The organism is Pseudoduganella sp. OTU4001, from assembly GCF_038440195.1.
GTDB lineage: Bacteria > Pseudomonadota > Gammaproteobacteria > Burkholderiales > Burkholderiaceae_D > Rugamonas.
Window position 1 is genome coordinate 1 of record NZ_JASATG010000009.1, and the last position, 12150, is coordinate 12150.

The window sequence follows — 12150 nt, forward strand, 5'->3', positions numbered from 1 at the left end:
CTGCATAGCAAACGCAAAGATAATTTTCTTCATAAACCCTTCGCTAAAATTTTCACCGTCAGTTCTTGGCCGGAAGCTGCCGCCCCTTCTTGATTAAGTTTCAAGCGCAAGCGGCTTAATTTCCTTCGCGATGGTCTTGCCGGCGGCGATTTCAGCAAGTCGAAGGTCATACGCGCTTTGCAGGTTAAGCCAACCCTGGGCTTCGCTACCGAAATAACGCTCGAGGCGAAGGGCCGTGTCAGCGGATACGCCACGTTGACCCTTGGTTATCTCACTGAGGCGTGAGTAGGGCACACTCAGCGCCAATGCAACGGCTCGTACGCTGACACCCATGGGTTTAATGTAATCTTCCAGCAGGATTTCGCCGGGGTGTATTGGGCGCATTCCATTCTTGAACATGATGCTCTCCTTCAGTGCGGGTCTTCAATCAATACATCATAGGGGCCGCTTGCGCCCCATCGGAAGGTCAAACGCCACTGATCGTTTATTCGTACGTGCCAGGCACCGTTGTATTCCTTTAGGTCATTGCCAGGCGGCGCCTTCATAAAGTTCAAAGAAGGTGCAGCGTCGAGTTGAGCGAGCTTACGTTCAGCTGCGCTCTTATTGTTGGCGAACCGACGACTTTTGCCTGTGGTGAATAGCGCTTCTGTGTCGGGGCACGCAAAGGACTGGATTGGCATGCGTTGATGTTATCCGTTATCCGGATAACGGTCAATTTCTGCCATGCTAGCTTTGATCGAGCAGGCACGTGGTGAAGGCGCGGGCGGCGGCGGTCATGCGGCGCTGGGGTGTGTAGATCAGGGAGAAGGGGCGGCTGCGACCGCGCAATTCTGGCAGGACTTCTACTAGCGCTCCGCGCTCGATACGGTCCTGGGCGATGAAGCGGAAGGTTTGGCAGATGCCCAGGCCAGCCTCGGCCAGCGAGACCACCCCCAAGGCATCATCGGTCACCTGCAAAGCCGTTTCGGGCGGCCAATCCAACTCTTCGTCGTCGCGCATGAATTGCCAGGGGAAGGAGCGGCCGGTGCTGGGCAGCAGGAAGGTCAGGCAGTCGTGGCCCGCGAGCGCGTCGAGGTCGCGCGGCAGGCCGCGCCGCTGGACGTAGGCGGGCGAGCAGACCAGCACCAGTTCGGCATCCTCCAGCTTACGCGCGATCATGCTGCTGTCCTTCAGGAAGCCCTGCCGGATGGCGAAGTCGAAATTGTCCGCCACCAGGTCGACATTGCGGTTGCTGATGTTCAGCTCCACCCGCACCGCCGGATAGCGTTCGGCGAAGCGCTGCAACAGCGCGGGCAGGCGGTAGTGGCCGTAGGTCGTCGGCGCGCTGATGCGGATGCGGCCTGTGACTTCGCCGCCTTCCGCCTGCACGGCGCGTTCTGCATCGTCGATCAGCGACAGGGCGGCGCGCGTCTGCTCCAGGTAAAGGCGGCCGGCGTCGGTCAGCCCCAGGCTGCGGGTAGTGCGGCGCAGCAGCTGGGTGCCAAGGCGCGCTTCCAGCCGGGCCAGCGCGCGGCTGATCACGGAGGGCGTGGTGGACATGGCCACCGCGGCCGCCGTCAGCGAGCCGCGCTCGACAACAGTGACGAAGGTCTCGACATCGCTCAGGTGGTCGTATTTGCGGCTCATTATTGCCTTTAAGGGAAAAATAGTTTGGTTGAGCGATAGTTTATCGCCGTTGGAGATTCGAATAAAGTTGCTCCATCAACTTTTCGAGGAGCAAGACCATGATCAAGAAACTCACCGCAATCGCCCTGGCTGCCGCCGCGATGGGCAGCGCACATGCCGGCAACGTGCTGGTCGTCCTGTCCGATGAAGCCACGCTGGACCTGAAAGCCGGCAAAACCTTCCAGACCGGCTTCTACTTGAACGAGCTGATGCAGCCGGTGAAGATGCTGATGGACGCCGGCCACACCATCACCTTCGCCACCCCGAACGGCAAGGCGCCGACCCTGGACAAGGGCTCCGTCAACCCGATGTTCTTCGGCGGCGACCAGACCGCACTCGACACCCACCTGAAACTGCTTGAGCAACTGCGCCTGACCGACAAAGCCAGTTCGCCGGTGGTCAGCCTGGCGCGCGTTGAACAGCAGGGCTACGGCCGCTACGACGCCGTCTACGTGCCTGGCGGCCACGCGCCGATGCAGGACTTGCTGACCAGCCCTGCACTGGGCAAAGTCCTCGCCGCCTTCCACAAAGACGGCAAGCCGACCGCCCTGGTCTGCCACGGCCCGATCGCGCTGCTGTCCGCCATGCCGGACGCCAAAGGCTTCACCATGAAGCTGGCGCAAGGCGCCACCCCAAGCCAGCCAAAGTGGATCTACTCCGGCTACAAGGTCACCGTCTTCACCAACGATGAAGAGGAGGCATCCAAAGGCCAGCTGGGTGGCGGCGAGATGAAGTTCTACCCGGAGACTGCACTGGTCAAGGCCGGCCTGAAATTCTCCAAGGCCGCCAACTGGGAAGGCAATATGGTCACCGACCGCGAGCTGATCACCGGCCAGAACCCGGCATCGGCACCACTGGTGGGCAAGGAATTGCTGCTTCGCCTTCAAAAGTAATATGATGGGCGCATGAGCTATGCGCCCAATCCTGAAGCACTGCGCTCCGCCTTTGCCGCGGAGCGTTTTACGTCTGAAGACACCACCATTGAATTTGCGCTGGCCGAGGCGGGCCTGCTGTCCGTCAGCGGCGGCAAGATCGCAGCCGGCGACCCGCAGTCGGAAGAGCCGCTGCCGCCGTTCACGCAATGCGTGCCGCAAGGCGAGTATCCCGTCACCCTGGCCATGGCCGGTGAACGCCTGGCCTATGCGCGCGTATTGATCGACCCCGCCGCCGTTGTCGCCAACTGGTACCCCGCGCTGACCGCCGAACAGGATGCGCGCACCTTGCAGCCGGGCGAGACCTTCGGCTTTGAAGTGGCATCGGGCAGCGCCTGCTTCCGCACACAAGACGGCACGGTCGCCTTTTCGGACGGCGTGCGCAATGGACGCTACCCCTCCTATTTCGGCTACGACAGCGCGGGCCGCGTGGCCGCGCTGGTGACGGACTTTGGCGTCATCCCCGGCATCCACTATCAAGCGCCGCCGCGCCGCAGCTGGTGGCAACGCTTACTCTCTTTCTGGAAGTGACAATCTGCCAGATTTCAGGGCCATGCCGCCGGGTAAGATGGCGGTATGGATCAGCTTTCGAACAATGAACGTTTGCTTTGGCGCGGCCGCCCGCGCCAGGGCCTGATGCTGCGCGGCGCCGATATCCTGATGGTGCCATTCAGCCTGATGTGGGGCGGCTTTGCGTTTTACTGGGAATACTCGGTCGTCCACTCCGACGCGCCGCTGCTGTTCCGCCTGTGGGGCATTCCGTTTGTGCTGGTGGGCCTGCACATGATTGTCGGCCGCTTCTTCCTCGACGCCTGGCAGCGCTCCCGGACCGAATACGAAGTCACCAGCGACCGCGTCACCATTCACTCCGGCATTTTCAACCGCCAGTTGAAAACCATGGACCTGCGCAGCCTGGGCGAATACTCGCTGACGGAAAGCCGCAGCGGTGAAGGCACGATTTCCTTCGGCGTCTCGGCGGCCGGCAATGTGTTCAGCGGCCTGGCCTCCTGGCCCGGCATGGCAGACGTGCCGCGCTTCGATTCCATCCCCGAGGCGCGCAAGGTCTACGACATCATCCGCAACGCGCACTACGCGGCTGGCCACACGCGGCCGTTCGGGCAACGTCAGGGCTGAGCAGGGACGAGCAGCCGACGAGCATGGCGCAAGCCAGCCCAGCAGGAAATAGCCTCATGTTCGCCGCCATAAACCCCCATGATCGGCGCAGATCGCAGCACGGCATTTGCGCCGCCCCAAATCTGGCAACTTTGCAGCGCGTTGCCTAACATGAAGCATGATCAGCAAACGACAAATCGAGCGCCTGCCGGAGTTCTACCTTGATCCCGAACCCGTGGCCCAGGTCGCGCCGCGCCAGCGGATGCCCGGCCAGCCCGGCTACCCGCAAGCACGGGAGATCGAACGCCTGCGGCACAAGCACGTCACCCGCATCCGCCAGCTCGGCCGCCGCTAATCACAGTTCCAGCACGCGCGCTTCGGCATCATGCCGCCGCACGAATTGTTCGATGCCATCCACCGTCACGGTCGCGAAACTGCCTTTCAGGCGCAGCATGGCGGGATGGTCGTCGAACGCCACATTCGCGCGGAACATGCGCGCGCCCAGGCGCGACATGGCGCCCACCTGCACCGCATCCGGCGCATAGCCCGCATTGGCCAGCCACTGCTGCGCTTCGGCGCGCGACTCCACCCGTCCCGGCGCCGCGCTGGCAGCGGCCAGCGCCTCCAGCACCCACTGGTTGGAGTTCTGGTAGCGGGTCGACCAGGTATAGGACAGCATGCTGTAGCGCGGCTCATGAAGACGCAGCGGCGTGCGCGAAGCCAGCAACTGCGCTAGCCGCTGCTGCACCGCCGGCGCCGGCACGATCAGCTGCGCCTTGTGCTGGTACAGATCGGTCAGGAAGAAATTACCCAGGCCATCGTTGTACAGCGCCGAATGCGCTGTGCCGCAATCGTTCAGCAGATGCACCACCACCCAGCGTCCGGCCGGATGATCGCGCCACGCCAGGCCCACATGCGAATAGCGCAGGCCATACTGCGACAGGTCCTGGCCGGCGCGCGCGATGAGCGCCACCTGCGCACCGCTGGCATCGAGCGCCTGCTGGCTGCGCTGCGCCAGCTCCAGCGATCGTTCGACGTCGCGCACCGACATCGGCTTGTGATCGCACTGCTGGCCGGCGTGGGCCAGCGCGGTCGCGCCCACCAGGCAGGCCAGCGCCAGGGCTGTGAGGAGGCGGCGCATGGCTTAATTCACCCGGCTGTGATGCAGCAGGGCCTTGCCCGCCTCATTCGGCAGGAAGGCGATCACCTTGCCCGAAACGACCAGCGCATGGCCGGCCGACATGGCCACTGCGCTGACCGCCGTACCGGCCGCCAGCGACACGCCCTCCAGCGCCTTGCCGCTCAAGCGCACGGTGGCCTTGCTGCCATCGGCCGCGTTTTCCAGCACGACAGAGACGCCATCGCCGATGGTTTCCACCGACGCCACCACCAGCGAACCGCCCACCAGCACCGTCACCATCGACCCCGCCACCACGGAAGCGGTGAAGTCGCTCAAACCATTGGCCGAGGCTTGCGAACCGTCTGCCGCCTGGCTGGTAGCGCAGGCAAAGGCCAGCAGGGTTGCGATCAGGGTGCGTTTCATGTTCGGTACTCCGTCAGTTGTAGGAGCCGCAATCTTGCTGCGCGTCCCGCCTCGGCGCAATCGTGGCGCGCACTGTAGCGGCAACGGGTGCCGGTGGTATCATATTTCGATACTTTATTGCCGGAGAAGCATGTATGTCCAACGTCACCCGCCTGGTCGACGCCATCAAACGCCAACTCAAGGCACGCGGCATCACCTACGCCGAGCTGGGACAGAAGATCGGCCTGTCCGAGCCCAGTATCAAACGCATGTTCGCCGCCCGCAATTTCACGCTGGAGCGGCTGGAGCAGGTGCTGGCCGTACTGGAGATGGACTTCGCCGAACTGGCGCAATCGGCCGCCGACACGCCGCAGCTGATCTCCCAGCTCACCTGGGCGCAAGAGAAGGAAATCATCAGCGACACCAAGCTGCTGGTGGTGGCGGTACTGACCCTGAACCAGGTACCGCTGGAGGAGATCGTGGCCAGCTACAAGATCAGCGCCGCCGAAGCCACCGCCTGCCTGCTAAGGCTCGACAAGATCGGCTTCCTGATGCTCAAGCCGAACAACCGCGTCAAGCTGCTGGTATCGCGCACCTTCAGCTGGCTGCCGAACGGCCCGATCCAGACTTTCTTCCGCGACGAAGCGTATGGCGACTATTTCAACAGCCGTTTCGACGGCCATCATGAGGTGCAGCGCTTGGTGAGTGTGATGCTGTCGCAGCAATCGACGCGCGCCTTGCTGGACCGGTTGAAGCAGGTGGCAGACGAATTCTCGCTGCAGCACCAGGATGATGCGCGGCTGCCGTTTGAACAGCGCCGCGCCGTGACCATCATGCTGGCAGCGCGCCCGTGGATGCCGAAGGCATTCAAGGCGCTGCTGCGCGGATAAGGCTTAGAAGTTGCGCAGGGTGCGCAGGATAGGCTGCAGCACGTCCGCACCCAGCTTGGCGGAACGGGCGCCGCTCCAGCCGTTGATTTCGTCCGGATCGTTGGCGTTATCCTTGAACGGCAGTTCCAGGGTCAGCGACAGGCAGCCGAACAGGTGGGTGATGTGCGGCGAACCCATGGTCAGCACTTCCGGCGTGTATGGCGAATCCGGATAGCCGAATTCCGACTGGAAGTCCGGCGACGCCAGCTTGAAGTCGGCGATGAATTTGTCCTGCGCCGCCTTCTGCTCCTTGGTGAAGTTAGGCAGGGCATCGCTGCCGGCCACGAACACGTATGGCAGGCCCTCGTCGCCGTGCACGTCCAGGAACAGGTCGCAGCCGATTTCCTTCATCTTCTCCTTGACGACGAAGACTTCCGGCGAACGCTCCATGGTTGGCTCGTTCCACTCGCGGTTCAGGTTCGCACCGGCCGCGTTGGTACGCAGGTTGCCGCGCACCGAGCCGTCCGGGTTCATGTTCGGCACCACGTAGAAGCAGGCATCCTGCAGGCACTGGCGCGCGTAAGGATTGGCCGCATCCAGCAGGGCCTCGACCATGCCTTCCACGAACCATTCAGCCATGGTCTCGCCAGGGTGCTGGCGCGCGATGACCCACACCTTCTTCTCCGCCTGCTGGTCGCCGATGACCAGCATATTCATATCGCGGCCTTCCACGGTGCTGCCCAGGTCCACCAGTTCAGCGTATGGATGCTGCTGCGCCGAATCGAGCAGCGACAGGTGGCGCTCCCACGAATACGGCTCGAAGTAAGCGTAATAGACCGAATCGTGTTCCGGCGCATGCTCGATGGTCATCACCTCGCCATCGAAGGAAGTCGGCACGCGGAACCAGGTATCGCGGTCATAGGAAGCGACAGCGTTATAGCCCTTCCAGCCCTCAGCATAAGCAGCCTTGCCAGCGTTCAGGAAACGGATGGTCAGCGGCACCGCATTAGCGCCCTGCACACGGAAGTAGAACCACTGGATGATGTCCGCATGGGAGTCCTTGCGGATATTCAGGTCGATATCGCCAGCGGAAGTAACGCTGACCACATCGATGGCGCCAGCATCAAACTGGCTGCTGATCTTGATAGACATTGTGTGTCCTGTCGGAAAAATTGGAGCGCCGTCGCGCGAAGCCCGACATGATACACCAGGCAACTATTGTCCGGTTTGGGGTCAGGAACAAATGTGGACATTTCTTCCTCGCCGGACATTTTTGTCCACTTTTGTTCCTGACCCCAAAACGGACAATTATTGCTGGCCGGTAAAGCGGTGGTAGAAGCTGGGCTCGGGCTGGGGGGCGCTGGGGTCTTCGCGCTGGAGGGCGGCGAGGATGTGCTGCTCGGCGGGGGCGCTTAGCAGGCGATACAGCTGGCTGGCCAGTTCGTAAGCGCGGGCGCCGGGCCATGGCTCGGGCAGCAGTTCGACCGGCAGCTGCGGGTCGTGCAGCTGCACGCGGCGGTAGGCGTGGATCAGCAAGGTGCGCAGCACGAAGGCTTGTTCGGGGGCGATCTCGCCAGCCTCGGCCAGCAGGGCGGGCAGGGCGTTGAACTGCGAGACGAATTTTTCGTAGCCGGTGATCACCTCGCTCAGGTCCCAGCCCTCGGCCACCATGTCGCCTAGCGGGCGCGCACGCAGGCCGGGCACTTCGGTGGCTTGCACCACGTAGACTTTGGACAGCAGGCCGAGGCGGCTCAGCAGTGCCTCAAGGGCTTCCATATCGCCGGCGGGGTGGCCGGCAATGCCGGGCGCGATCACGCTGTAACCTTCCCACAGCAATTCCTTGCGCAGCTGGCTGCGTGCCGGTGCGTCGAGGCCGTCAGCGGCCAGCACCAAGGTCCATTGGCCGTTCCAGTGCACGTTCAGCGGGGCGTAAATGCGGCGGAAGGCGCGGCTGAAGCGGCGCATGGCGTCGGGCGTGATGGCGTATGAGCTGCGGCGGCCGTCGCGCTGGGCGCCCAGCCAGCCTTCCTGCGCCAGGCGGAACACGGAGGTGCGCAGCAGGCGGTCATTCACGCCGAAGGGGGCCAGCAGCTCGATCAGGCTGCCGGTCCAGACCATGCCGCCGTGCGGCACGATGGCGTCGCCAAAAATGGTCATCACCAGCGATTTCGAACGCGGCGGGTCGCTGGCCAGGAATTCTTCTATCCAGCCATTGATTTTCTGGTTTTTTTGCATAGACCTCATTTTATACACTGTCAATGATCCAGATACAGAATCTTTAAATGACACACAAAATTCGTTTGCAAAAGCGATTGTGTATCGTATTATGAGTCTATCCCGAACAAGGAGGCCCTCCTTATGTACGCACAAATGGTGGAAACTGGCCTGAAAAAGGTCCAGACCGCAGAAGATATGGACGCGCAGGAGCGCGAGTTCCAGGCGCGCATCGACGCCGGTATCAAGATCGAGCCGAAGGATTGGATGCCGGAGGCTTACCGCAAAACCCTGATCCGCCAGATCTCCCAGCACGCCCACTCTGAAATCGTCGGCCAGTTGCCTGAGGGTAACTGGGTGACCCGCGCGCCGACCCTGAAGCGCAAGTCGATCCTGCTGGCCAAGATCCAGGACGAAGCCGGCCACGGCCTGTACCTGTACAGCGCGGCCGAAACCCTGGGCGTGTCGCGCGATGAGCTGCTGGCGGCCCTGCATAGCGGCAAGGCCAAGTACTCGTCGATCTTCAATTACCCGACCCTGAGCTGGGCCGACATGGGCGCCATCGGCTGGCTGGTGGATGGCTCGGCCATCATCAACCAGATCCCGCTGTGCCGCTGCTCGTACGGCCCGTACTCGCGCGCCATGATCCGTGTCTGCAAGGAGGAGTCCTTCCACGCGCGCCAGGGCTACGACATCATGATGTCGCTGGCCAAGGGCTCGCCGGAGCAGAAGGCGATGGCGCAGGATGCGCTGAACCGCTGGTGGTGGCCTTCGCTGATGATGTTCGGCCCGTCCGACGCTGCTTCCGTGAACAGCGCGCAATCGAGCGCCTGGCGTATCAAGCTGTTCTCGAACGATGAACTGCGCCAGCGCATGGTCGACCAGACCGTACCTCAAGCTGAATTCCTGGGCCTGACCATCCCCGACCCTGACCTGAAGTGGAACGAGGAGCGCGGCTCCTACGACTTCGGTGAAATCGATTGGGAAGAATTCCACCAGGTCCTGAAGGGCAATGGCCCTTGCAACCGCGAGCGCCTGCGCACCCGCGTCAAAGCCTACGAAGACGGTGAGTGGTTCCGCGATGCGCTGGTAGCCTACGCCGACAAACACAATAAGGAGCAGGCTGCGGCCTGAGAGGAGACAAGATGAGCAAAGAATGGCCACTGTGGGAAGTGTTCATCCGCAGCCAGCACGGTCTGGCGCACAAGCATGTGGGCAGCCTGCATGCTCCGGATGCGGAGATGGCAATCAACAACGCGCGCGACGTGTACACCCGGCGCAATGAAGGCGTGAGCATCTGGGTGGTGCGCGCTTCCGATATCGTCGCCAGCGCACCGGCCGACAAGGGGCCGCTGTTCGAGCCTTCCAACAATAAGGTGTATCGTCACCCGACCTTCTTCCCGATGCCGGAAGAAGTGAAGAACCTGTAAGGCGCGGCTGCGATGGATAACAAGGTCAATTACCTGCTGCGCCTGGGCGATAACGCCATGGTGCTGAGCCAGCGCCTGTGCGAGTTGTGCGGCAAGGGTCCGGCGCTGGAAGAGGATATGGCGCTGTCCAATGTGTCGCTGGACCTCTTGGGCCAGACCCGCATGTGGTACACCTATGCGGCGGAACTGGAGGGCAAGGGCCGCGATGAGGACAAGCTGGCTTACCTGCGCGATGCGCATGATTTCAAAAACGTGCTGCTGGTCGAGCAGCCGAATGGGAACTATGCGCACACGCTGGTGCGCCAGTTCTTCTTCGATACCTGGCATTACTTCCTGATCGGTGCCCTCACGCGCTCCTCCGATCCGCGCATTGCGGAAATCGCCGAAAAGTCGCTCAAGGAAGTGACCTATCACCTGCGCCGCAGCGGCGACCTGATCGTGCGCCTGGGCGACGGTACGGAAGTCAGCAAGCGCTACACGCAGACCGCTGTCGACGAGCTGTGGATGTACACCGGCGAGGTGTTCAACTACGACGCGGTCGACGAGGCCATGGTGGCGGCGGGCGTGGCGCCTGCCAGCGCTGCCTTGCGCGAGCAGTGGCTGTCGCATGTGTCGGATATCCTCGGCGAAGCGACGCTGGCCATGCCGCCGGCGGATGCGTGGATGCAGAAGGGCGGCAAGCAAGGCCGCCATTCGGAGCATCTGGGCTATCTGCTGGCCGAAATGCAGTTCCTGCAGCGCGCCTACCCAGGCTCGGAGTGGTGATGGACGCAGCGCGCGTTTGGTCCCTGCTGGAGCAGGTGTCCGATCCGGAGATTCCGGTGATCTCGGTGGTGGACCTGGGCATCGTGCGCGACGTGCAGGTTACCGGCCCGTCTTCGTGCGCGGTGACGATCACGCCAACCTATTCCGGCTGCCCGGCGATGCAGGTCATTGCCGACGCGGTACAGGGCGCCTTGCGCGATGCCGGCATCAAGCAGGTCGACATCATCACGCGCCTGTCGCCCGCCTGGACGACTGACTGGATGAGCGACTCCGGCAAGGCCAAACTGAAAGGCTACGGCATCGCTCCGCCAGCCCAGCGCGTGGTCGACATCAGCGGCCTGCGTTCGCCGCGTGCTGCGCCGATGGATGCGCTGCGCGCTGGCGTGGCGCGCGGCGCCGTGCCGGCACCGAAAGTCATCTGCCCCCACTGCGGCTCCAGCCATACCGAAATCACCAGCCAGTTCGGCTCCACGCCCTGCAAGGCGCTGTACAAGTGCCTCGATTGCCGCGAGCCTTTCGACTACTTCAAGTGCCACTGACACCATGAGCAAATTCTACCCACTGTCCGTCGCCAAAGTGCAGCAGGAAACCCGCGACTGCATCGCGGTCACCTTCGCCGTGCCGGCCGAACTGCAGGACAGCTTCAAATACCAGCAAGGCCAGCACCTGACCCTGCGCGCCACCATCAACGACGAAGACCTGCGCCGTTCGTATTCGATCTGCTCCGCCGTGCAGGATGGCGCGCTGCGCGTGGCGATCAAGCGCACGCCGGGCGGCCAGTTCTCGACCTGGGCCAACGATACGCTGAAGCCTGGCGCCACCATCGAGGTGATGCCGCCAATGGGCCACTTCAACGTGCCGCTGGATGCGGCCAACAGCAAGAACTACCTGGCCTTCGCGTCGGGCAGTGGCATCACGCCTATCCTGTCGATCATCAAGACCACGCTGCTGACGGAGCCGAACAGCCGCTTCACGCTGTTCTACGGTAACCGCGCGTCGTCGTCGGTGATATTCAAGACGGAGCTGATGGAGCTGAAGGACACCTACCTGGAGCGCTTGAACATCGTCTACGTGATGTCGCGCGAGCAGCAGGATATTGAGCTGTTCAACGGCCGCATTACCAAGGAAAAGACCGAACAGTTCCTGCAGCATTGGGTGGATATCAAGGATTATGACAACGCCTTTATCTGCGGTCCGGAAGACATGATGCTGGGCGTTTCGGCTGCGCTGCAGGAAGCCGGCATGCCGAAGGCGGCGATCAAGATCGAGCTGTTCGCAGCGAGCATTCCGAAGCACCAGCACAAGCCGCGCGCGGTGGCGGACACCGCGCCGCACCTGACCGAAGTCACCGTCATCATGGACGGCAACGCGGCGTCCTTCACCATGGAGAAGGATAAGGAGTCGATCCTGGATGCCGGCCTGCGCGCTGGCCTGGACATGCGCTACTCCTGCAAAGGCGGCGTATGCTCTACCTGCCGCTGCAAGATGGTGGAAGGCAAAGTGGATATGGACGTCAACTATGCGCTGGAAGACTACGAAATCGCCCGCGGCTTCGTATTGAGCTGCCAGGCATTCCCGGTGACCGATAAAGTGGTTGTGGATTTCGATCAGGCTGAATAAAACCAACCCAGGTTTACCGG

At 62.5% G+C, this 12150-nt stretch carries 17 protein-coding genes; 10 read left to right on the forward strand and 7 right to left on the reverse strand.

All coding sequences use genetic code 11. From position 1 onward, the window contains the following. Positions 1-93: 93 nt before the first annotated feature. The 3 genes from AAHE99_RS10280 to AAHE99_RS10290 are packed head-to-tail and all read right to left on the reverse strand — an operon-like array spanning position 94 to position 1626. Complete coding sequence (locus tag AAHE99_RS10280; RefSeq protein ID WP_342116991.1) at positions 94-399, reverse strand: HigA family addiction module antitoxin; 306 nt, start codon at positions 397-399, stop codon at positions 94-96. A gap of 11 nt (positions 400-410) precedes the next feature. After that, positions 411-680, reverse strand: a complete 270-nt coding sequence (locus tag AAHE99_RS10285; protein ID WP_342116992.1) for a type II toxin-antitoxin system RelE/ParE family toxin — start codon at positions 678-680, stop codon at positions 411-413. Between the two features lie 46 nt (positions 681-726). Further along, entirely contained in the window at positions 727-1626 is a 900-nt protein-coding gene (locus tag AAHE99_RS10290) for a LysR family transcriptional regulator (protein ID WP_342116995.1), read from the reverse strand. Positions 1627-1724: 98 nt separating this feature from the next. On the opposite strand from AAHE99_RS10290, the gene AAHE99_RS10295 reads away from it, so the two are divergent. From AAHE99_RS10295 to AAHE99_RS10310, 4 genes are all read left to right on the forward strand, one after another. Continuing rightward, positions 1725-2558 (forward strand): type 1 glutamine amidotransferase domain-containing protein, encoded by an 834-nt coding sequence (locus AAHE99_RS10295; RefSeq protein WP_342116996.1) that lies wholly within the window; start codon positions 1725-1727, stop codon positions 2556-2558. 12 nt (positions 2559-2570) lie between these two features. Beyond that, positions 2571-3128 carry a DUF4241 domain-containing protein gene (locus AAHE99_RS10300; protein WP_342116997.1) on the forward strand — a complete coding sequence of 186 codons (558 nt, stop codon included), beginning with the start codon at positions 2571-2573 and terminating at the stop codon, positions 3126-3128. 45 nt (positions 3129-3173) lie between these two features. Further along, positions 3174-3731: a PH domain-containing protein gene (locus tag AAHE99_RS10305; protein ID WP_342116998.1), complete on the forward strand. Its 558-nt coding sequence runs from the start codon at positions 3174-3176 to the stop codon at positions 3729-3731. Between the two features lie 157 nt (positions 3732-3888). Further along, positions 3889-4065 carry a hypothetical protein gene (locus tag AAHE99_RS10310; RefSeq protein ID WP_342117000.1) on the forward strand — a complete coding sequence of 59 codons (177 nt, stop codon included), beginning with the start codon at positions 3889-3891 and terminating at the stop codon, positions 4063-4065. Here the strand turns inward: AAHE99_RS10310 and AAHE99_RS10315 are convergent, their stop codons facing one another. Continuing rightward, positions 4066-4851, reverse strand: coding sequence for a DUF2145 domain-containing protein (locus tag AAHE99_RS10315; RefSeq protein WP_342117002.1), 786 nt, complete (start codon positions 4849-4851; stop codon positions 4066-4068). It lies immediately after the preceding gene. Between the two features lie 3 nt (positions 4852-4854). Then, positions 4855-5253, reverse strand: coding sequence for a hypothetical protein (locus AAHE99_RS10320; RefSeq protein WP_342117004.1), 399 nt, complete (start codon positions 5251-5253; stop codon positions 4855-4857). Between the two features lie 134 nt (positions 5254-5387). Here AAHE99_RS10320 and AAHE99_RS10325 point away from each other — a divergent pair, with 134 nt between their 5' ends. Further along, positions 5388-6122: a helix-turn-helix domain-containing protein gene (locus AAHE99_RS10325; protein ID WP_342117006.1), complete on the forward strand. Its 735-nt coding sequence runs from the start codon at positions 5388-5390 to the stop codon at positions 6120-6122. A gap of 3 nt (positions 6123-6125) precedes the next feature. Here the strand turns inward: AAHE99_RS10325 and AAHE99_RS10330 are convergent, their stop codons facing one another. Next, entirely contained in the window at positions 6126-7253 is a 1128-nt protein-coding gene (locus tag AAHE99_RS10330; RefSeq protein ID WP_342117008.1) for a M14 family metallopeptidase, read from the reverse strand. A gap of 156 nt (positions 7254-7409) precedes the next feature. Continuing rightward, on the reverse strand, positions 7410-8336 hold the full coding sequence (gene paaX / locus AAHE99_RS10335; RefSeq protein ID WP_342117010.1) for a phenylacetic acid degradation operon negative regulatory protein PaaX: 927 nt from the start codon (positions 8334-8336) through the stop codon (positions 7410-7412). Positions 8337-8459: 123 nt separating this feature from the next. Between paaX and paaA the strand changes: the two genes are divergently transcribed. Genes paaA through paaE form a run of 5 tightly spaced genes read left to right on the forward strand, consistent with a single transcriptional unit; the run spans position 8460 to position 12130 of the window. Then, positions 8460-9449: a 1,2-phenylacetyl-CoA epoxidase subunit PaaA gene (gene paaA, locus AAHE99_RS10340; RefSeq protein ID WP_342117011.1), complete on the forward strand. Its 990-nt coding sequence runs from the start codon at positions 8460-8462 to the stop codon at positions 9447-9449. Between the two features lie 11 nt (positions 9450-9460). After that, a complete protein-coding gene (gene paaB, locus AAHE99_RS10345; protein ID WP_342117012.1) occupies positions 9461-9745 on the forward strand; it encodes a 1,2-phenylacetyl-CoA epoxidase subunit PaaB in 285 nt (94 codons plus the stop codon). A gap of 12 nt (positions 9746-9757) precedes the next feature. Further along, the gene (gene paaC, locus AAHE99_RS10350; RefSeq protein WP_342117013.1) at positions 9758-10510 is read left to right on the forward strand and encodes a 1,2-phenylacetyl-CoA epoxidase subunit PaaC; all 753 of its coding nucleotides are present in this window, start codon (positions 9758-9760) and stop codon (positions 10508-10510) included. Beyond that, on the forward strand, positions 10510-11049 hold the full coding sequence (gene paaD / locus AAHE99_RS10355) for a 1,2-phenylacetyl-CoA epoxidase subunit PaaD (RefSeq protein ID WP_342117014.1): 540 nt from the start codon (positions 10510-10512) through the stop codon (positions 11047-11049). Before paaC ends, paaD begins: the two co-directional genes overlap by 1 nt. Before the next feature lie 4 nt (positions 11050-11053). Continuing rightward, the gene (gene paaE / locus AAHE99_RS10360) at positions 11054-12130 is read left to right on the forward strand and encodes a 1,2-phenylacetyl-CoA epoxidase subunit PaaE (protein ID WP_342117016.1); all 1077 of its coding nucleotides are present in this window, start codon (positions 11054-11056) and stop codon (positions 12128-12130) included. The last annotated feature ends 20 nt before the right edge of the window (positions 12131-12150 follow it).